Origin of the sequence: Proteiniphilum sp. (genome assembly GCF_034331125.1) — a bacterium.
Classification (GTDB): Bacteria; Bacteroidota; Bacteroidia; order Bacteroidales; family Dysgonomonadaceae; genus Proteiniphilum; species Proteiniphilum saccharofermentans.
This window is the reverse complement of record NZ_JAXQGC010000050.1, coordinates 24,853-46,623: the sequence shown is the minus strand read 5'-3', so window position 1 is coordinate 46,623 and position 21,771 is coordinate 24,853. Positions and strand designations below refer to the sequence as shown.

At 38.3% G+C, this 21,771-nt stretch carries 21 protein-coding genes; 12 read left to right on the top strand and 9 right to left on the bottom strand.

What is annotated here, in order from left to right:
* Positions 1-12: 12 nt before the first annotated feature.
* The 5 genes from U2P89_RS12560 to U2P89_RS12540 are packed head-to-tail and all read right to left on the bottom strand — an operon-like array spanning position 13 to position 3,809.
* Entirely contained in the window at positions 13-1,320 is a 1,308-nt protein-coding gene (locus tag U2P89_RS12560) for an OmpA family protein (protein ID WP_092026806.1), read from the bottom strand.
* Between the two features lie 6 nt (positions 1,321-1,326).
* Entirely contained in the window at positions 1,327-2,061 is a 735-nt protein-coding gene (locus U2P89_RS12555; RefSeq protein WP_092026808.1) for a hypothetical protein, read from the bottom strand.
* Position 2,062: 1 nt separating this feature from the next.
* Positions 2,063-2,419 carry a DUF4870 domain-containing protein gene (locus tag U2P89_RS12550; protein ID WP_092026810.1) on the bottom strand — a complete coding sequence of 119 codons (357 nt, stop codon included), beginning with the start codon at positions 2,417-2,419 and terminating at the stop codon, positions 2,063-2,065.
* A 14-nt stretch (positions 2,420-2,433) separates the two neighbouring features.
* Entirely contained in the window at positions 2,434-2,904 is a 471-nt protein-coding gene (locus U2P89_RS12545; protein WP_322191550.1) for a hypothetical protein, read from the bottom strand.
* A 32-nt stretch (positions 2,905-2,936) separates the two neighbouring features.
* Entirely contained in the window at positions 2,937-3,809 is an 873-nt protein-coding gene (locus U2P89_RS12540) for a hypothetical protein (RefSeq protein WP_092026812.1), read from the bottom strand.
* 252 nt (positions 3,810-4,061) lie between these two features.
* Here U2P89_RS12540 and U2P89_RS12535 point away from each other — a divergent pair, with 252 nt between their 5' ends.
* From U2P89_RS12535 to U2P89_RS12520, 4 genes are all read left to right on the top strand, one after another.
* Positions 4,062-4,799, top strand: coding sequence for a LytR/AlgR family response regulator transcription factor (locus U2P89_RS12535; RefSeq protein WP_091909327.1), 738 nt, complete (start codon positions 4,062-4,064; stop codon positions 4,797-4,799).
* On the top strand, positions 4,800-6,266 hold the full coding sequence (locus tag U2P89_RS12530; RefSeq protein ID WP_091909329.1) for a sensor histidine kinase: 1,467 nt from the start codon (positions 4,800-4,802) through the stop codon (positions 6,264-6,266).
* Between the two features lie 57 nt (positions 6,267-6,323).
* Positions 6,324-7,535, top strand: coding sequence for an IS256 family transposase (locus U2P89_RS12525; protein ID WP_091909350.1), 1,212 nt, complete (start codon positions 6,324-6,326; stop codon positions 7,533-7,535).
* 200 nt (positions 7,536-7,735) lie between these two features.
* Positions 7,736-9,442 (top strand): transposase, encoded by a 1,707-nt coding sequence (locus U2P89_RS12520; RefSeq protein WP_092120838.1) that lies wholly within the window; start codon positions 7,736-7,738, stop codon positions 9,440-9,442.
* A 29-nt stretch (positions 9,443-9,471) separates the two neighbouring features.
* Here the strand turns inward: U2P89_RS12520 and U2P89_RS12515 are convergent, their stop codons facing one another.
* From U2P89_RS12515 to U2P89_RS12500, 4 genes are all read right to left on the bottom strand, one after another.
* Complete coding sequence (locus U2P89_RS12515) at positions 9,472-10,488, bottom strand: alpha/beta hydrolase (RefSeq protein ID WP_322191558.1); 1,017 nt, start codon at positions 10,486-10,488, stop codon at positions 9,472-9,474.
* Between the two features lie 297 nt (positions 10,489-10,785).
* Positions 10,786-11,610 carry a carboxymuconolactone decarboxylase family protein gene (locus tag U2P89_RS12510; protein ID WP_322191549.1) on the bottom strand — a complete coding sequence of 275 codons (825 nt, stop codon included), beginning with the start codon at positions 11,608-11,610 and terminating at the stop codon, positions 10,786-10,788.
* 36 nt (positions 11,611-11,646) lie between these two features.
* Positions 11,647-12,144 carry a cyclophilin-like fold protein gene (locus U2P89_RS12505; RefSeq protein WP_322191548.1) on the bottom strand — a complete coding sequence of 166 codons (498 nt, stop codon included), beginning with the start codon at positions 12,142-12,144 and terminating at the stop codon, positions 11,647-11,649.
* A 14-nt stretch (positions 12,145-12,158) separates the two neighbouring features.
* Positions 12,159-13,217, bottom strand: coding sequence for an NAD(P)-dependent alcohol dehydrogenase (locus U2P89_RS12500; RefSeq protein ID WP_322191547.1), 1,059 nt, complete (start codon positions 13,215-13,217; stop codon positions 12,159-12,161).
* 333 nt (positions 13,218-13,550) lie between these two features.
* On the opposite strand from U2P89_RS12500, the gene U2P89_RS12495 reads away from it, so the two are divergent.
* The 8 genes from U2P89_RS12495 to U2P89_RS12465 all read left to right on the top strand — a co-directional run bounded on the left by U2P89_RS12495 (position 13,551) and on the right by U2P89_RS12465 (position 21,627).
* Entirely contained in the window at positions 13,551-14,447 is an 897-nt protein-coding gene (locus tag U2P89_RS12495) for a helix-turn-helix domain-containing protein (protein WP_092027740.1), read from the top strand.
* 115 nt (positions 14,448-14,562) lie between these two features.
* The gene (locus U2P89_RS12490) at positions 14,563-14,910 is read left to right on the top strand and encodes a hypothetical protein (protein ID WP_322191546.1); all 348 of its coding nucleotides are present in this window, start codon (positions 14,563-14,565) and stop codon (positions 14,908-14,910) included.
* Positions 14,911-15,136: 226 nt separating this feature from the next.
* Positions 15,137-16,702: a class I SAM-dependent DNA methyltransferase gene (locus U2P89_RS12485; protein ID WP_322191545.1), complete on the top strand. Its 1,566-nt coding sequence runs from the start codon at positions 15,137-15,139 to the stop codon at positions 16,700-16,702.
* A gap of 128 nt (positions 16,703-16,830) precedes the next feature.
* Positions 16,831-17,001 (top strand): RhuM family protein, encoded by a 171-nt coding sequence (rhuM, locus tag U2P89_RS15260; protein ID WP_416188637.1) that lies wholly within the window; start codon positions 16,831-16,833, stop codon positions 16,999-17,001.
* A gap of 20 nt (positions 17,002-17,021) precedes the next feature.
* The gene (locus U2P89_RS12480) at positions 17,022-18,257 is read left to right on the top strand and encodes a restriction endonuclease subunit S (protein ID WP_322191544.1); all 1,236 of its coding nucleotides are present in this window, start codon (positions 17,022-17,024) and stop codon (positions 18,255-18,257) included.
* A 287-nt stretch (positions 18,258-18,544) separates the two neighbouring features.
* A complete protein-coding gene (locus U2P89_RS12475) occupies positions 18,545-19,015 on the top strand; it encodes a hypothetical protein (RefSeq protein ID WP_322191543.1) in 471 nt (156 codons plus the stop codon).
* 7 nt (positions 19,016-19,022) lie between these two features.
* Entirely contained in the window at positions 19,023-19,214 is a 192-nt protein-coding gene (locus tag U2P89_RS12470; protein ID WP_322191542.1) for a hypothetical protein, read from the top strand.
* On the top strand, positions 19,198-21,627 hold the full coding sequence (locus U2P89_RS12465) for an AAA family ATPase (protein WP_322191541.1): 2,430 nt from the start codon (positions 19,198-19,200) through the stop codon (positions 21,625-21,627). Before U2P89_RS12470 ends, U2P89_RS12465 begins: the two co-directional genes overlap by 17 nt.
* Positions 21,628-21,771 lie beyond the last annotated feature (144 nt).

Below are 21,771 nucleotides of genomic sequence, written 5' to 3'. Positions count from 1 at the left end.
GAAATTTTCAAGTTACAGTTTTCTGAATTCCACCCTTCTGTTCTGTGCTTTGCCTTCGGTAGTGCTGTTATCAGCCACCGGTTCTGTTTCCCCTTTTCCGCTTGTAAGAAGAGTGTTTGATTCGATTCCGAAATTATCCACCAGGTATTTTTTAACTGCCAAAGCACGTTTGTCGGAAAGTATCTGGTTGTCTGCTTCCTCACCATCACTATCTGTATGGCCTATAATGACGAAGATAGTACCCGATGCAGATTTCATGGCTTCGCCAATTTCGTTCAATACATTTGCTGAATTAGGCTCAATTTTATCGGAACCGCTGGCGAAATGTATGTCGTTGGTGGTGAATGTCCCATTCTCCAATAATTCTTTCATTACATTACTTCGCGCATCAATACCGGACTCTGCAATTACTATGTTGGAAACGTAAAAGTATGAACTTTTTGTTTCTTTTGCTCCGTGCGTAGCTGCATGAAAATAAATGGCTTGAGCAAAGTCGGGTTTAAAGTCTCGAGGAGCATCACTCATTTTAACACCATTGATGTATGATCGAATCCGTTCGTGATTATTTACCTCAATTGCAACATGAATTTTTTGATTTAGAGGAACCTGATATTCTGTTTTTAACCATGCACTTCTGCCGTCTTTCCGGGTACCGAAGTTCCATGAATCATAATTACGGTCGTTCTGTGAATACATCAAAAACCCGTAAGAATTGCTGCCAGCGAAAGAATAATCGATTTTATCGGGCTTAGTGCCGATGGCAAATCCTGCCAATCGATAATTTAAATTGGCCGGCATAATCAAATCGTATTCAATAGTGAAATTGGCCGGTAAAGGCTTTGTCATTTCTAAACTTACGGTTGATCCTGCTGGGATTTTCAACCATTTTTCACTGAAACCGTTGAGTTTTGTAACTTCTCCCCCTTGTGATGTGTTCCATTTGGCCGGGAAATCTCCAATGGCATCGGGTGCAAAGTCATCAGAATATAGGATTATCGACCCACGTGTAAACTCTACCTCGTTTGCGCCATCTTCCAATAGAATAGATGGTTGCTGCATATCTTCTGAACCGGTAAAGTCTTCGTTAGGAAAATTACTATCGGGAGTTCCTTCTTTCTTTTTTCCCTCCAAAACTGCGTCAAGGGCTTCTTCGGTTTTCTCTTCCGATTTTTTATTTAACTTGCGTTCAACGGTATTTACAACACCTTGTTCAACACCACGTTGAGCAGCTTCTTTCAGTTTCTTCAGTATTTGAGCTTCTGCGTTATTCGTTAAAACAACCGAAAACAGAAGGATTATGATAATATTTATTGTTCTCATTATGATTTAATTAAATTGTGAATAATAATATTTTGCATGCCATAGGATGGCATCCATGTCATCGGCATTTGAAATCGTTACAACCGAAGGAATAGGAGAAGTATCAGAGATACCGGTTTCCTGTATGGCTTCAATCTTATATTCTATCAAATTAAAGCCTTTTTTTAACCGGAGCGTATATTGATACTCCATGTCAATCGTATTTTCTGTATAGGAAATACTCTCTTTGCATAGTGTTGTCAAATCGATATTTTGTTCGCAGTATATTACTTCATAAAACGAAGCCATTATCGGGTTTTGATAATACCGGTCTTCTAACCAGGGGATTAAACCAATATCCGAAACGGGGAAAAGTGTCGCCGCCCACGGTCTGTTTTGATGGGAAAGGCTAAAGTAACCTCCTTTATAAACAACAGTACCTTCAGCTACACCGGTTATATCAGGACATGAAAAAAATAACGCAAAAGGAAGCTGAGTTGCAAATATTTCTTTGGTTTCCGGAGCAATGGTATCTGGCAGCTCTTCCGGAAAATCTATCGAGATATTTCCCTTATTATCAACTGTTCCCACTTTTACCGGATTATCCAAGCCAAACATAAATAAAACAATATCCATGGCCGGCTTGTCCGGGGTTGCGTTTTCTATTTTACCGGTGAAACTTTGTTGGCCTGAAGCCGTAAACGAAGAAATGAAGAAAAACAATTGTAAGAATAGTAAAAGTGTTTTCATTTTCGTTTGCATCTTACTGTACCGATTTAAACCACTCAGCGAACTTATTTCCGAGAATAGGAACGGCCTTTTCTTTATTATTAATAGCGTTTATCAATCCCATTATCAACATGTACATCACAATGAAAAAACCTATTATACTTATTATCCATCCCAAAATGGGAATTACATTGATGATACTGAGCGCTATTCCGGTTACCATTAGCCCCAACGACTGGCGGATATGAAAACTGGCAAAAGGCTCTTTTTTCTCGTTGTTCATAACAAAGGCCACAACTAATCCAATGATGGTAAGGTAGGCGATGATGGCTGTACTGTTTTTTACAGCTGCGGGTTGCGGTTCAATGACTGTTTTGTTTTCTGTTTCCATTTGTCTGAATTTAATTATCTTGATACACTGAATCTGATCGGTTCAATCCTCCCTGCTGCACCACCCGAAGGTACCATCTCTAATGTAATATCAAACATATCACCCGGAAATTCATATCTACCATCACGATTGAGTTTGGATTGGGATTGCAGAGCAGGGATGAAATCAAAGGCCTCTGCCGGAACGTACATATCTCCGGGAAGCCATGGCCAGTTTTCGCGTGAAGACTTTGAGATAACCTTGCCGTTTACACTTACGGTGGTTACCATATCAAACAGGACAATCTGATCACTCTTAGCATCTAATGTGAAGACTATCTGGTATTTGTTGTCCTTAAAATCTTTGAACAGTTTTACCGGTTCGCTGTACTTGATTGATGATGACTGAGATACTCCTTTAATGTTGAGTTTTCCTCTGAATTCCTGTGCTGATACCAATGACACAGCAAATAATATAGTAAATACTGTTAATATAATCGTTTTCATTGTTTTAGGATTTTAATTCATTTAATTATTCGTCAATCGTACTTATTCATGTTCGGTTCTGCCGATGAAGTTCTTGTTCCCGTAATTCCGTTGATATTGTACGGACTGTAATGATCAAGTTGTCCGTATTTGTGCCTTTTGTCTTTGATGTAAATATATCCGGTTAATGAATTGAGGGTTGGATCATTATTGACATCAATGAAAAAATGAAACCGACCTTCTTTTCCATCGCTGTCTTTGTATGGGCCTCCAAAAAAGTACTTGTGATTGAATCCGGATGAAACATCTTTTCCGCCTTTCAGATCAGCAACGCGTATATAGTCGCCCTGCTTGAAAAACAGTTTTGCTTCTATGTGCTCTTCACTGAACCACTTTATTTTGAGTTGTCCTATTTTGTTCGTTTGCCAGGTGCCTGTCCACAATACAGGCTCTTGTGTTGGAGGCGTTATAGGTTGTATGTTATAAGTAGGTATTGGTTCTCTTGTTGAAATATTGGCAACGTTAACTTTCGTGCCTTTCCAAGTACCTTCTTTATTGGTACTGGTAGTGTAAGTGCCGTTGAAGTTTTGTTTTGTTGCACTTAAATTAAATGAGAACTGCCCGTTCGAGCCCAACACTCTGTGATGCTGAATTTGGGAAGCAGGTTTGTTTAAGCCGGGTTTTAACATATAGCTTCCACTAAAAATCCCCTGGCGATTGGTTACATTTCCTGAAATATTACCTCTCAGCACATAATCGCCCATATAGGCTACAATATTCCTCGTTTGTGTGGAAGAGATGCTGAGCTCTCCAAAAGTGCTGTTCCATGTGCCTTTCCAATCAGTGGCTACTGCTGGAAGTGATCCCGCAAGAAAAATGATTAAAATTAATGTGTACTTGTTTGTTGCTCCAATAATGCATTTCATAACTATAATTTTAATGTGATAAATAAAACGTTGAGAACAAAAATAAGTACACAATTGAGCAGCTGTATACGTTTTTTTATATATGGGAACTTTTGCTTTATATGTGGTTGTATCAGACTGCTCGATGTTGAAAATTATATATTTGAACTAATTTACAGAGTGTACAGTTTTTTATGCATTATATACAATAAGGCTATTGAAAACAGAATAATAAAATTATATTTGTTGAAAAATAAAAAATTCTGTAAGCGTATGATTAATGCCATAATCGTTGACGATGAAATGAACGCCATAAAAGCGCTATCGCTGGAATTGAAAAACTTCAGGGAACAGGTTTCTGTGAAAGGGCATTTCACAAGCGCTTCGGGTGCGATTGATTTTTTGAAAAATAATGAAGTAGATGTTGTTTTTCTGGATATGGAAATGCCCGAAATGACAGGTCTGGACTTTTTGGAACGTTTTCAGCAACGTAATTTCTTGGTGGTTTTCACAACTGCTTTCAGCAAATATGCCCTCAATGCCATCAAACAAGAAGCGGTTTATTATCTGCTCAAACCCATTGATATAATAGAACTTGAAACCTGTATAAAACGCATTGACAAAGCATTGTCAAAAGATACTTTTGAAGAGAAATTAGATGAAGCATTGAAAAAACTTAATTTAATAAAAGGGGGGCCGCAGAAAGTGAAAATTAACCACGATGGTAAAATTGTTTTTTATCATCCCGATGAAATTTTATACGGAGAAGGAGATGGGAATTACAGTTGGGTTCACTTCGAGAATAAAAACAAAATACTGGTCACCAAAAAGTTGAAACAATTGGAAGAAGATCTGCAAGAACCCATTTTTTATCGCGTACACAATTCGTATATAATTAACCTGAATAAAATAAAAGCCTACAATAAGAACGAAGGGGTGGTCATTTTAGAAAACAAGGCGGTAATTCCTGTATCGAGACAAAAAAGAAACAATATTTTATCGAAGATTTGAATGGTTGAAATCAAATTAATATCAATCATCCTGTGGAGTGTTACCGCCAGCCTTTTGATGATTTTTATCCTCATTTCATCCTCTATTTACCGTGTCAACAAGGATAAAATATTTATATATTACGCATTTTACTGCTTTTTCCTGTCAGCCTATGTAATTTATAAGTTCGATTTTTACCAGCCATATTTAGATTGGATCATTGAACGAAGGAATCCGGCTTTTGGTTATATGGTTCAGGTGACATACCATGCCTTTTACATGATGTTCGGGATTCGCTTTTTAGAGTTTCACTCCTATTATCCTAAAATCTTTAAATATCTCAACCTTTATTCTCAAGTGTTGATAGGTATTAGTATTTTCGGCATACTTGTGCATTTTTTACCGTTTATATCAAGACAGATATATTCCATTTTCTTCTTATATATATTTCTGCCCATTCACCTTTCTTTAGCCTTCTTTATTATCATTAAATCGCTAAAAACAAAAGCATTTGCACGCTATTTTTTTACAACGGGCTCATTTTTATATATGGCATTGTCTATGTATGCACTCTTCATATCTTTAAAGGTCGTAAATAATCCAATTCCCAATTGGGTCGATCCTATAGATTTTTTTTACGCAGCCATCATATTGGAATGTTTAGTCTTTAGCTATGGGCTAAGTTACAGAATACGATTGTTGCACAATCAACGATTGACTTTTCAGAAAGAGTTGGAGATTGCACAACAAAAAATGCAGGAAAAACTGAAAGAAGAAATTAATCTTCAGCAAAAAGAGAATTTAATTCTTTTGGAACAAAAACAAAAGCAGGAGTTGATAACAAAGGTAGCCTTCCTGCAACAAAAGGTGCTGCGAAGCCAAATTAATTCTCATTTTATTTTTAACGTGCTTAACTCCATCAAACTGTTTATTCTGGAAAACGATGCACCTAAAGCTTCCCTTTACTTAGGAAAGTTCGCCCGCTTTATTCGCGAAGTATTAGACAACAGTATAAATGACTTGACCAATCTTTCCGACGAGTTGAAAACCATAGAGCTTTATCTGAATATTGAACAGATGCGATTTAACGACATCTTCAACTATAAAATAGATATTCAGGAAGATTTAAATCTGATACGCTATCCATTTCCACCCTTGCTTCTTCAGCCTTTTGTGGAAAATGCTCTCTGGCACGGATTGATGCAGGTAGAAAAAGATGCGCGTCTTATAATCAGGGTATATGCTGATACTGGAGGTTTAATCATAGAAATTGATGACAACGGTATCGGCTACAACAAATCTATTTCAACTAAAAAAGAAGGTCACCAATCCTTGGGATTAAAAATTGTACAAGAACGAATCGAACACTACAACCAAAGTCAACAATTTGAAATTAATTACACGATAACCGACAAGTCAGACACCGGAAACAATAACGGAACTATTGTAAGAATTATCTTAAGAGACACCATCCCGATTTTTGTGTAAATGTGAAGAGTTGATATAAATTATTAACTTTAAACATTCGCACAAATGGAAGAGAAAATGGCAAAAAGCAAATCAAACGAGAATCAAGGTTATATTGTTCCTGGTCAGTTGTTTGACAAAGAGTTTCTGAAACAGTTCCACACTCAGGACGATGTAGACAAATTCATGAACGACCTTCATGCGCGGCTCTATGAGCAACTTTTGGACAGCGAGATGGATGCGCATCTGGGGTATGAGAAAAACAACAATGCCGGAGACAACAGCGGCAATTCGCGTAACGGTTCATATACTAAAAGGATACAGACTCTACACGGAGAGGCTGATATTAAAGTACCACGTGACAGGAACGGAGAGTTTGAGCCTATAATAATACCGAAACACGAGAAAAAAGGTATGTCGTTAGAGCGTCTTGTCATATCCTTGTACGCCAAAGGGATGAGTGTGTCTGACATAGAGGATGAGTTGCGAGACATCTATCAGGTAAATCTCTCAAGCTCGGTGATTTCCGTGATAACGAACAAGGTTACGCAGTCCGCTCTTGAATGGCAGAACAGACCTTTGTCACAGCAGTATATGATTGTATGGATGGACGGCATAGTGTTCAAAGTGAGGGATGGCGGCAAGGTCATCAACAAGACCGTATATCTTGCCGTAGGGCTCGACAAGACCGGAAGAAAGGAAGTTCTCGGGATGTGGGTCGGCAAGGCTGAGAGTTCGTCCTTCTGGATGACGGTACTGACAGATATGAAATCAAGGGGCGTGGAGGACATCCTCATAACCTGTACTGACAATCTCAACGGCTTCACCGACACCATCCGCTCTGTATTTCCTCAGGCTGCGACACAAATATGCGTCGTCCACCAGATACGCAACTGCTGCAAATATGTCGTCTACAAAGACCTGAAGGCTTTTACGGCTGACATGAAGGAAATCTATTCCGCTCCTAACCGGGATCTGGCGGCAGCAGCGCTTGACCGTTTCGAGGGGATCTGGGGCAAGAAGTACCTGTACGCAGTCAGGAGCTGGCGAAACAACTGGGACGACCTCACCACTTTCTTTGAATATCCAATTGAAATCAGGCAGATTATATATACTACCAACCTCATAGAGAATCTTAACGGCAAGATCAGAAAGTATACGAAAGCAAAACTTTCATACCCCAATGATGATGCCGTAAAGAAGTCCGTATATCTTGCTATCAGCGAGATAGAAAAGAAATGGACTCAACCCGTCAGAAACTGGGGCATTGTTTTCAACCAATTTATCTGAATTAGTTTAGATTTAATCTGACAGTTAAGGGCAAAAACTTAAATTTGAGTCCGCTCCGAAAAGTCGGAGTGATAATTTAGTTTAAAATTTTTTGTACAATAAATTTTATAAATCAGGTAAATTTCACCTGAAAAGTTCTTTGAAATATTTGCGTATATAGCTATTATTCACTACCTTAGTAGGGCTTAAAACTGTATAATATGTTCAAAAAATCGGACGAAAACCCTCAATTGGGCATTTTTTCATCACCGACGGAGTACTTCAGAGACTCTAAGAAGAAAGAATACCTAAAAAATGACTCCTGGCATAACCGGTTCCGAAACCATGTTGTAATGCGTGTGGATGAGTCTATTTTCAGACCACTTTATTCTAATGGAACGGGGGCTCCTAATGCCTCTATCCGTATTTTGGTCGGTATGATGATCCTCAAGGAAGGCCAGGGATGGAGCGACGCACAATTGTTTGAGAACTGCGCATACAATTTACTTGTCCGCAGTGCTCTGGGTCTGATGTCGTTAGAGGACGCTGAGCCTGTTTCATCCACTTACTACCTTTTCCGTCGCAATCTGGTTGACTATGCAAGGGAACACGGCGAAGACCTGTTCAAAAAGTGCCAGGGGCAAATCACCCGTGACCAGCTATTGGAGTTTGAGGTGAGCGGCAAGCAGGTGCGCATGGACAGTAAACTGGTCGGCAGCAATATCGCCTGGTACTCCCGTTACGAGTTGATTCATGAAACCCTGCGTCTGTTTATCAATGAAAGGGAGGAACATATCTTCAATAAGAGCCTGTCCAAAGAGATGTTTTCCCTTATCGAAAGCATACAGGGTGAAACGGGCAACAAGGTGGTGTACCGCAGTACAAAGGCCGAGGTTGATGCCAGGTTCGTTGAACTGGGCAAACTGATGTACCGTTTTATAGGGCTCTTCAAGAAGCATGACTATGGTCATTACCAGACCCTTAAAGCGGTTTTCGAACAACAATACTCGGTTGGCAGGGACAAAACTGTCGTTCCTCTGGAAAAGGAGAAAGTCAGCGCCAAATCCATACAGTCACCCCATGACACCGACTGCCATTACCGTGACAAAGACGGCAACAAGGTCAAAGGGTATTCGGTGAACGTCACCGAGACATGCGACCAACCGGGAGATGACAAAGATACGGCATTGAACCTGATAACCGATACCGAGGTAACGGTGGCATCGGCTCCGGACAACGGCTTCCTTGAACAAGCCCTGGATCGGACACAGGAAATAATATCCGACAAAATAGAGAAAGTATATGCCGACGGGGCTTACCACAGTGCTGATAATCAGGAGTATTGCCAAAGCGATAAAAATGGCATCGAGCTGATACTCACAGGCATGCAAGGCCCCGCACCGAGATATGACATCCGTTTGGACGAACAGAATGAAATCAATTTAATAGTAACCGACAACAAAACAGGAACAACAATACAGGCACAACGGGTAAAACTCCGCAAAGACAAAACACAGAGGAAATGGAGGATCAAGACTGAAGAAGGAAAATACCGCTACTTCGATGAGGATAACCTCAGGGCTGCCGCTCTGAGGAAGAAATTGGACGATATCCCGATAGATGAAAAAAATATCAGGAACAATGTCGAAGCAAGCATTTTCCAGTTAGGATACCATTACCCGAATGACAAGAGCCGTTACAGGTCACTTGCCAAGCACAAACTATGGGCATACTCCCGCTCGTTGTGGATAAACTTCGTCAGGATAGTGAATTATATGACGCGAATAAGTCAAAGAGCGCTTTTTTGGCAAAAACTGCCACAATATATAATTAATTTATGTTTCAATATGTATATTATTGTAAACATACTTTCAATTAATAAAAACAATCACATTTGTCCGGTTAAACTTCATTTTTCAGCAATTTGAAAAAATGGGGTTTTCAGAGCAGACTCATTTTACTTCAAATTTTTATCGAAGAATGCTTCCATCCGATCATAATGAATGGCACCGGCTTTATTGTCGTACAAATCGGTATGGACGGCTCCGGGGATAATCGTCAATTCTTTGTTATCACCTTTGAGCGCCTTGAAAGCGTCTTCGCCCATATAGCGGCTGTGAGCCTTTTCACCGTGGATAACGAGCACGGCGCACCTGATCTCTCCCGCATAAGCCAGCAACGGCGCTTTCATATAGGAGAGATTGCTCACTGTATTCCACCCTTCGTTCGAATTCAACGAACGCTTGTGATAACCCCGTTGGGTCTTGTAGTAATCGTAATAATCTTTCACAAACTGCGGAGCATCTTCGGGCAACGGGTCAACCACGCCGCCGGCCCGCTGATACGTGCCGTTCGTATAATCGACCAACCGTTGCGCATTGAGCTGTTCCCTCATCCGGTAGCGTTGCTCCTCATCCATCGAATCGAAATATCCCTTGACGGCTACACGGCTCATATCGTACATCGTCGACACTGCGACAGCTTTGATCCGGGTATCGTTGACGGCCGCCGCCAACGAGATGCCTCCCCATCCGCAAATGCCGATGATGCCAATCTGTTCGGGGTTCACATCGCTGCGGGAGCTGAGGTAGTCGATGGCAGCGCTGTAATCTTCCGTATTGATGTCGGGAGAATTGACGTAGCGGGGTTCGCCGCCGCTCTCGCCGGTGTATGAAGGATCGAAAGCGAGGGTCAGGAACCCCCGTTCAGCCATGGTTTGAGCATACAAGCCCGAAGATTGTTCCTTCACCGCCCCGAAAGGACCACTAACGGCTATAGCCGGCATTTTCTCGTTTTCTTTCCCTTTGGGAATGTACAAATCGGCTGCCAGGGTGATGCCGAACAAATTTTTAAATGTTACTTTTTGATGTTTCACTTTGTCGGATTTCGGGAAAGTTTTATCCCATTCCTGTGTCAGTTTTAGTGTACTATTCATATTTTCTCCTTCTTTTTGGTCGTTTGTACTGGCAATCATTGCGATTGCTAAAATTATAATTGCTATTCGTTTCATATTATGCGATTTATTCCATTGCTGATTTCTTTCCCATTGTATGGTTACATTTTTTCATCCAAGTGCATTACGCAACTCTTCGGGAGCCGTCTGCTTTGCCTATTCAAGTATATTGGCTTTGGAGCCTCCGTTTATCAGGAAATCGATTCCGGTTGTGTAACAGCCTCTTGCACTCACACAACAGGTTATGGCTACGCCAATCGTATCCGAAGCAACTCATACAATGACTTCTCCGGTTTTCTTTTTTGTGTGTTGTCAAAATTATTTGGATAAATTCCGATAATCGGAATCGTTTACCGGCTCCAGCCACTGCGTTTTATCTTTGGCCGTATCCATAATGGAAAGGTGAGAAAACCATTCATCTGTCGTTGCACCGTGCCAATGTTTTACGCCAATCGGAATGGTCACCACATCCCCTTCCTGTAAAAATTGTGCGGGTTTTCCCCATTCCTGGTACCAGCCTTCGCCGGCCGTCACCATCAGAATCTGTTCCGTGGTATGCCTGTGCCAGTTGTTCCTGCAAGCCGGCTCGAAAGTCACGTTAGACACATTCAGGGTATTCGTTTTATCGGGAGATACCATCGATTTCAGATAACATTTTCCGATAAAATAATCTTTGTACTTTTCATTCGGTTCACCCAGGCCGAAAATTCCTGCTTTGGCATTGACGGGATCGCAATTATTTTCCACATAAACCTCTTTTGCCAGACGAAATGCTCCCCACCCCTTTGGCCAACCTGCATAAAATGCAATGTGCGTAAGGGCTTCGGCCATTTCTGCCCTCGTGATACCGTTTTTCTTGGCCGTTTCGAGATGATATTTCAGCGAGGTATCCGTAATACCCGCACTGACAAGTGCGGTTACGGTAATAAGGCTTCTTAATTTCGGAGAAAGTTCGGCCTGACGGCTCCACACCTGCCCGAAAAGCACATCGTCGTTAAGTTCCGCGAATTTGGGCGCAAAATCGCCCAGTTGGTCTCTACCGGCCGTTTGTTTTTTTATTTCTTTCATTATTGTATGATTTTGAGCGTTCACATTCATTATAAAAATGGATAGAATCAATGGGAAAATAAGTTTTGATTTCATTGTCGTTGTCATTTCATTTTTCTCAAAAAAACAGATTTAATCTTCTTTTACCAACTCAAACTTCACATTGATGTTCCCTGTTGTTTGAAAAAGTTCAACATCTTTTTGAATACGACCTACTTTTTGTAGATTACCGATTATTTCGCCATTCTGCCTGTAAAAAATGACAAAACTGTGCCATGGAGTCCAGTATGAAATGTCTCCCACTTCATATCCGCTTGTGTGTGCCTCATAAGCCGGCAGTGCTTCTTCAAAGCGGTACACCATTTCCCGCTCGTATAAATCCTGCATTGGCAGAGTTAACGGAAGTTTATCTATAAAACTTTTTGCTGTTGCATTATCATATAAATCGGCAAACAAGACTTTGTCGCCTACTGTTATCTTTAATTTTGTTGTTTTCATTATATTTGTTTGTTTAATGGTATCCGTGTTTTCAATAACACCGGGCTCTTCAATCTCCATTTCGGATTTATTGCAGGAAGATAGAGAATAAGAGCTTATGATAAAAAGAAATATTGAAAATAATCTTGTCATAATATTTATTATTTTTAAAAAGTACTTGCATCTATTACATATCTGTACCGCGCCTCTTTATTTACCACTTTATCCCAAGCTTCATTAATTTGGTCAGCTTTGATAATTTGTATCTGCGGATAGATACCTTTTTCAGAACAGTAGTTCATTACTTCCTGGGTTTCGGGTATTCCACCGATTAAAGAACCATTCAGATTCACCCGGTTGCGTATCATTAAAAAATTATTGACCGATAAATTGCCTTTGATAGGCATACCTACCTGAGTGAACGATTTATACGGTTTTAAAACCATCGCATATGCCGATATGTCAAAATCATAAGGAATGGTGGAAATCATATAATCCAACTTACCATAATAAGGTTTCAAACTGTCCATCGTATCAACCACAACTACTTCCTTGGCTCCAAAACCTTTGATATCTTCTACTTTTGAAGCAGAGGTAGTGAAAGCGTACACTTCCGCACCTTTTGAGACTGCCAGTTTGATGGCCAAATGCCCTAAACCTCCAATACCGGCTACTCCCACTTTATCTCCTTTCTTGAAATTGGCCCTCATTAGAGGCGAATAAGTGGTTATCCCGGCACATAACAAGGGAGCCGCATACTGCAGGTCGATATTTTCGGGAATTTTAATCGCAAAATGTTCCTTTACCACAATGTTGTTGGAATATCCACCCTGTGTAATTCCCGATGGAGAAGTTTCATCCGGAGAACCATACGTGTAAATGGTTTTGCCATTCTCGCAATGTTGCTCTTCTCCGTGGTTGCAACTTTCGCATTTCATGCAACTGTCGACCATGCACCCGATTCCGGCTTTGTCTCCAACTTTAAATTTAGTTACATTTTTACCTGCTGCAGCTACAATTCCTGCTATTTCGTGTCCCGGAACCTGTGGGTATTGTTGTGGTGCCCAATGGTCGCGTTCCTGGTGAATATCCGAATGGCAGATGCCCGAATATTTGATTTCAATTAAAATATCATTATCACCTACCGGACGACGTTCAAATTCCCATGGCGAAAGTTTTCCGGTTTTGTCAGAGGCTGCGTAACCTCTTGATTTTACTTTTTTCATTTTTGGTTCTCTTTTATATGTTTGTGAAAATATTTGTAAAGGTTTTGCAAGCGATATGCCTGCACCGACAAGCATTGCCTGTCGAATAAATTTTCTCCTTGACGATTGTTTATGGATTGTTTCTTTCATCTTTTCGATTTTAATAAAAATATCTTAACGATTGTATCACAACATTTTCACTTTGCAAAGTACGCATAATAATTTGGCATTTATTTTATACATAAAACGGATTATCAGGTTGTTTTTTACCACTTTTACGGATTTTTCAACCATCTGATTGCAAATGGAACAGGAGTTATTAAATTTGCACCGTAAGACTTCAATATTTTGACTATGGAACAAATTTCTAAAATAGATAGTGTAAGGCAGTATAATAATCATGTAGGGGTAGATACACTACATCCTCTGGTGAATGTTATCAATTTCGATAATAAGCCGGCCATTCAACATTTTAAAAGATATATGGGTATCTATGCCATTTTTCTTAAAGATGTCAAATGTGGCGATATTACCTACGGATGCCAGTCTTATGATTATGAGGATGGCACGTTGGTTTTTGTATCACCCGGTCAAGTTTATGGTATCGATAGCAAAGGCGTCGCTATAAAACCATCAGGATATGCCCTGATATTTCATCCCGACCTGATTGCAGGCACATCGTTATCCAAAACAATTAAAGATTATACGTTCTTTTCTTATGAAGTGAACGAAGCGCTGCATCTTTCAAAAAAGGAACGGGAAACCATTGTTGATTGTCTGGAAAAAATCGCTTTAGAAATTGATCATACCATTGACAAACACAGTAAAAAGCTGATTGTTTCCAATATCGAACTGCTATTGGATTACTGTATGCGTTTTTACGACCGTCAATTTATTACCCGTACGCATGTTAACAGTGATATTTTAGTGCGTTTGGAAGGCCTTCTGAATGATTATTTCACATCGGGCGAAGCGATTGATTTAGGATTTCCTACCGTAGCGTTTTGCGCAGATAAATTGCATCTGTCACCCAATTATTTTGGCGACCTGATTAAAAAAGAAACCGGAAATACTGCTATGGAATATATTCAAACCCGGGTGATTGATGAGGCTAAAATCAAAATATCGGATTCCACAAAAACCATGAACGATATAGCTACCGAATTGGGATTTAAATACCAACAACATTTCACCCGTCTGTTTAAACAAAAAGTTGGTATAACTCCCAATGAATACCGAAAGTTAAATTGAATAGAAAAACAGGTCCCGAAAGTATATTTTTGTATAGCTCCTATTGTAACCTTCCCTATTTACTACCACACAAGAAACAATATTGAGAAATGGCGGATGGATTTATCTTGAAAACATGGATCGGAATAACGTAGAAGGTAAATTTTCTTCGTATGTTTTTCTGAATGACGAGAAGAGCAAACTCTTTTTTAGTAAAGAACATCCTGATACTTTTGTATCTTATGGAAAATACGAAATGCGTTTGAGAGACAAGATACTTGTGGAAAACGGTCAGGTTGTCAAAGCAAAAGTCAAATGGTATGGTTTAGGAAGTTATGCATATCCATATCTCTGGAAAACAAATAAAACTGATTCTCAATATCAGGAATCGTGGGATGATCCGAGATTGCCAAAGAAACGAAAGAGTGAATCAGAGCAAAAACAGTCTATTGTTCCAAAGAGAAGTAGAGGAAAAAAGATATAGATATCTTTACTTTATAAGTCTGTTAGCCATATTTTCTTCTTAGTGTTTAAAATGTGATATTTAAATTAACATTACCACCTGTTTATCCGGTTTAATTTCTTAAATTTGCCTTTCATAATATGGTCTTATAGAGATATGGTGTAGAGGGAGATATCTAACTTTCAAGTAATAGCTTATATCAAATAAGATAGAGTAAGAATATAATTGTGAAAATTGAAAAATAAATATGGCGAAGAAAAACAGGAAGGCGGTAGAGGAACCTTTGGAGAAACAACTTTGGAAAACGGCAGATAAATTGCGAAAAAACATCGATGCTGCAGAGTATAAGCATATCGCATTGGGACTTATCTTTTTAAAATACATTTCCGATGCTTTTGAGGAGCTATATGAGAAGCTGAAAGCGGAAGAAGCGAGCGGAGCAGATCCCGAAGATATTGATGAGTATAAAGCTGAAAATGTATTCTTCGTACCCAAGGAAGCTCGTTGGGAGTATCTGAAATCGCAGGCGAAACAACCCACTATCGGGAAGACGGTTGATGCAGCGATGGATGCCATAGAAAAAGAAAACAGTTCTCTCAAAGGAGTGCTTCCAAAAGTCTTTGCCCGTCAAAATCTCGATCCGACCAGTTTGGGAGAGTTGATCGACTTGATAGGTAACATTGCATTGGGTGATGCGAAAGCCCGAAGTGCCGATGTGTTAGGCCATGTATTCGAGTATTTCCTCGGGGAATTTGCCCTTGCCGAAGGCAAAAAAGGAGGACAGTTTTATACGCCTCGAAGTGTAGTGGAATTATTAGTCGAAATGCTTGAACCTTATGAAGGTCGGGTTTTCGACCCATGCTGTGGTTCGGGAGGTATGTTTGTCCATTCCGAGAAGTTTGTAAAAGAACATCAAGGTCGGGTAGATGATATTTCTATCTATGGACAGGAAAGCAACCAGACCACTTGGCGTTTGTGCAAGATGAATCTTGCCATTCGTGGTATTGATAGCTCGCAGGTAAAGTGGAACAACGAAGGCTCTTTCCTCAATGATGCCCATAAAGATTTGAAAGCCGATTATATCATAGCCAATCCACCGTTTAATATAAGCGACTGGGGAGGAGACTTGTTGCGTAAAGACGGACGTTGGCAATATGGCGTACCTCCGGTTGGAAATGCCAATTTCGCATGGTTGCAACATTTCATTTATCATCTGGCACCAAACGGACAGGCCGGTGTTGTGCTGGCAAAAGGTGCGTTGACCTCTAAAACTTCGGGTGAAGGAGAGATACGTAAGGCACTAATCGAAGCCGGATTGATAGACTGCATCGTGAATCTTCCGGCTAAATTATTTCTCAACACACAAATCCCGGCAGCACTATGGTTTCTAAGCCGTAACCGCACCAATGGGAAATTCCGAAACAGGAGTGGAGAGATACTGTTTATCGACGCACGTAATCTTGGCCATTTGATTAACCGTCGTACACGTGAACTCTCGAATGGTTCGGAGAATCCGGAGGATAATGATATTGAGAAGATAGCCGGCACTTATCATAATTGGCGCAACTCGGATGGACAATACGAAGATATAGCAGGTTTCTGTGCTTCCGTACCTGTTGCAAGAGTAAAAGAGTTGGATTATGTACTCACTCCCGGACGTTATGTCGGATTGCCCGATGAAGAGGACGATTTCAATTTTGCAGAACGATTTACCGCACTGAAAGCTGAGTTCGAAGCCCAGCTCGAGGAAGAATCCCTGTTAAATGAGCGAATTAGAGAGAACCTCGCTAAAATTAAGTTGAATGGAGAATAGCTCTCAAAATAAAAATGAAATTGTAGTATATCAGGCTGATAATCTTATCATGGTTGAGGTTAAGATTGGAAATGATACCGTTTGGTTAAAGCGTAATCAAATAGCAGTTTTTTTAATAGGGATAGACGATTGGTAAACATATCAATAATGTCTTTTCTGAAGCTGAACTTGTAAGGGAAGCAACTGTCGCAAATTTTGCGATAGTTCAAATGGAAGGTGATAGGGAGGTAGAAAGGCAAGTTGAACATTATAATCTTGATGTAATAATATCTGTTGGTTATAGAGCGGCATATTTTTGAAGTTAAAAAAGAAGAAGGCGATGAGTGAATGGAAGGAGACTGATTTTGGGAAAATTCCAAATCGTTGGGATTTGAAAAAAATTATTGATATTAAATCTGAAGACAAGAGGGCTATTGCTATGGGGCCTTTTGGTTCAAACATTAAAGCCGAGAATTTTGTTGAAAAAGGAGTTCCGGTTATTAGGGGTACTAATCTTAATTACCCCAAATATGTCGACGGTGATTTTGTTTATTTGACAGAATCAAAAGCTGATGAATTAGCTGGTAGTAATTGTAAAGCAGGAGATTTAGTTTTTACGCATCGAGGAACAATAGGACAGGTCGGATTAGTTCCAGATAAGTATCCACGTTATGTTATTTCGCAATCAGGAATGAAGTTGACTGTTAATCCGTTATTGATTAATAATGAATTCCTTTTCTATTTTTTTAAATCGGAATATGGTCAATATCAAATACTGAAATATGAGTCACAGGTTGGTGTACCGTCTATAAGCAATCCCTTAACATCATTGAAAGAAATAGAAGTTCCTTGTCCTCCTCTTTCTGAGCAAACGTCCATAGCTTCAATACTTAGTAGTTTAGACCATAAAATAGACCTTCTTCATCGCCAAAATGCTACTCTTGAAAAAATAGCGGAGACGCTTTTTAGGAAATGGTTTGTGGAAGATGTTAAGGAGGAGTGGGAAATGGGTAAATTGGGAGATGAATTTGATTTTACAATGGGGGCGTCACCTCCTGGAGAAAGTTATAATGAAGAAGGTATAGGTATTCCAATGTATCAAGGTAATGCTGATTTTGGTTTTCGATTTCCAGTAAATAGAGTTTTTACGACAGACCCTAAAAGATTTGCTGAAAAATACGATACTCTTATTAGTGTAAGAGCACCAGTTGGTGAGCAAAATATGGCTAATGAAAGATGTTGTATTGGTCGTGGTGTCGCAGCTTTCAGATTTAAAAAGGATAATTCGTTTTACACTTACACTTACTACAAAATGAAATCCTTAATGGATGATATAAAACAGTTTAATGAAACTGGAACTGTTTTTGGCTCAATAAGTAAAACGGATTTCGAAGCTCTTGATATTGTAATTCCAGATAATGGAACTATTGAAATGTTTCAAGACAATGTACGTGATATAGACAATAAGATATTATTGAATTCAGAACAAATATATACCCTTACATCTCTTAGAGATATCTTGTTGCCGAAGTTGATGAATGGGGAGGTACAAATAAATAGACATTATATTGATTAAGAAACAAGATAATTGGTAATCAGATACCTAAAATCTTATTCGATATAAACTCTAATAACTAAATTTTAAATTATAATTTATGGAAAATTATTCAAACAGAAGTGGCAATTCCCCAATTACGCATTTTCAAATAGAAAACGAAAGAATCATCGTTTGGTTCAAAGGTGGGAAGTCTTACTCATACAGTTATCGTAAAGCGGGAAGAGCCCATGTTGAACAAATGAAAATTTTGGCAAAAAGCGGTAGCGGATTAAGTGCCTACATTACACGGAACATACGATTTGATTATGACTAATGAATTAGATAAGAAGATTGTAACTATTTATTTTGATAGTCCAATGTCATTTGAAGCAAAAAATATCAAGCCTTTAAATGGTATTACAGGCTTGTATTTCATTTTCAGTTCTACCATTCAGGTACAATATCCGTTTGATAAATCAAAGTTGCTATATATCGGAATGAGCGAAAGAAGAACAAACAGTATTGGGAGCCGACTAATTGGACATTTTGAAGGTAAATCAAGAAATATTGGATTAGTAAATTACAGAAAAGTAGAACCGCTATGGTTTACTTACATCAATATTGAAATATTACGAAACATTTGGGATTTCAGAATAGAAGATTTAGAAAGTTATTTCATTCTGAATTTTGTTGAACATTATGGCGTATATCCAATTTGTAATAACAAAACGGGATTTGAGATATTAAATAATACGCTTACAACGGATTTTAAAATTGATTGGAGTTACTTCAAGTAGAAACACAATGGCAGATAATAAAGTAAAATCAGGTAAAGAAATTTTAGATGATTTTTTCACAGAAATTTCATCTATTGAAAACGTTGATAAAATGATTGCTGACAGTTTGGCGGAATTATACACCAATGGAAAATTAACCGACAAGAATGTGGCTAATGAACTACAAAAAATAAGAGCTGAAAATGACAACGAAAATTAAAAGCATATCAATTACAGGAATCAGAGGAATAAAAGAATCCATTTTATTACCGCTCAATGAAAAATCTGTTTTGCTTTATGGCGATAACGGAACAGGGAAAAGTAGTATTTCTGATGCTATTGAGTGGTTTTACACAGACAAAGTTTCTCATTTATCAGGGAGTGAAATTGATTTAAAAGATGCTTTGCGAAATTCGTATCAGAAAGATACTGATATAGCTTCTATTGCTTTTTCATATAACAGAAATGTAATTGATGCTACAAAAAGTTTGTTTAGTAAAAGAGGAAAGCTGACATCTGAATTGTCTAATTCATCTGATGATTTTCAAGAGTATTATTCTGCGTCCCAAAGTGAAAATTTATTGCTTAGATACCAATTTTTGCGTGATTTTATTGACCAAACGAAAGGAGACAAACTCAAATACTTATCGGATATTATTGGCTTCTCAGAAGTAACCAAAACGAAAGATGTTTTAAGAAAAGCATTTAGCTCAATCAAATCAGAGATAAAAGCTCAAAACTTTGAGGCGCAAATCAATAACGAAAAGCAAACTCTAATCGCTAAAATTGGAGCAGCAGTTAGCCAAGAGAGAAACTTGTTTGAAATCATAAATGAAATTATTGAACCATTAAAAACGGGAATTACTGTAAACTCAATTGATGATATTGATACAGTTCTGAACCGCATCAAGAGGCCAGTAAATACAAAACAGATTGAAGAACTTCAATTCTTAGAGAACACCAGTAAAACACTTTCAACTCTTAAAGATGAAATATCTTTTATTGATGGAGAATATGAGAAATACTTTTCAGAGTTTAATAAGATTGCCGATGATGTTCAAAGTATAATGCAAACATTCTTTGTAGAGCTATTGAAATCAGGTGAAACTGTTATTACAAAGAAATATCACAAAGAGGATAATTGTCCACTGTGTCTACAAGAAAAAAACCTTGAAGAACTAAGAACCGATATTCAACGTAGGTTAAAAGAAATTGAAGGATCATCTAAAAAGAAAGCTACTTTTGATACTGCTAAAAAATCCATTACTGATATTGTTGTAGAGCGATTGAAACGACTTGAACCCATAGTGAATAATACTTTACTTAATGACCGAGAAAACGAGAATATTAAAAAGTCTATAACAAATTTAAGTAATAAGTTAGCCGAATATCAGAAGGCCGCTAATGAGAAAGTTACATCAGGAAACAAACTTCCGGTGAATGATGTTTTGATTTTATGTGAAGATGATTTCAAAATTCAAGAGCATATTTTCACAAGGATTGAAGAGTTAGGGGCTACAATAAAAAATGATAAATCAACCGAGTTTTATGCAAACATTTCTGCTGCTAAGGATGCTTTCTTGAAAATCAAACGATTTGAAAAAGATAAGAGTAAATTAGAGTATCAAAAAGATTCTTTGGAACTTATTTATAATGAATTTGTAAAACGTCAAAAAGAAGGGTTGGAAAGTTTTATAAATACGTTCTCTACTTACATCAATGAATTTTATCAATATATGAATCCTGGTGAGCAGTTTCACGAGATAAGGATTGTAACCATTGGAGAAGATGATGAATTAAACGGAATTACCATTGAATATAAATATAATGATGAATGGGTTTCTCCACCACAAAAATATTTTAGTGAATCGCATCTAAATTGTTTCGGGATATCATTCTTCTTAGCATCAGTAATTGCTTTTAACAAGAAAAATAAATTTATCGTGTTAGATGATGTTATTTCAAGTTTTGATTCCACTCACCGAAAACGTTTTGCAGATTTATTGTTTGAGAAATTTGCCAATTATCAATTTATTCTTTTGACACACGAAGCACAATGGTTTTCTTATGTTCGACAATTAGCTAAAAGAAAAGGTTGGAAAATAGAGGAAATCAAATGGACGGAAGTAAAAGGTGCGCATCTTGAAGAAAAGCCAAACGACCTGAAAGAGTTTATTGAAAGAGAACTTGCTAACAGTTCGATTGAAACGCTTGGAAATCCAATACGGAAATACTTGGAAGCTAAGCTAAAGGATATCTGTTTGAATTTAGAGGTAAAAGTTAATTTCAGGTTAAATGACGTAAATGAAAAGAGGATGGCAGATGAATTATTGAATGAATTAAAATCAAGAATCAAAGACAAAGGAGGACAAGATCTAAAAGCGAAAATTCCTATTATTGAAAGAGTTGCAAACTCTTCAATCCTTGGAAATTTACTTTCTCACGATAATCCGTTTGATGCTAAAATTGGGGATTTAAAAGCTTTTTGGGAAGATATAAAAGAACTTGAATCCGTATTTTATTGTCAAGAAACAGCGTGTAAGCGACCTGAAGTTTCAATGAAGAACTATGATAGTGTAGCAAATAAAGTACGATGTGGTTGTGATAAAATAAAATACGATTGGAAAAAATAATTTATCATGACCTAAATCGCCAAATATATAGAAGTGTTTGTCATAGATTTGTGGAGAAGTAGGTCTATGAGTATTTAGAAGAGGTTAGTAGATTTTGCAAACTCCAAATATAAAAACAAGACCCAAGAATCGACCAAAAAACTG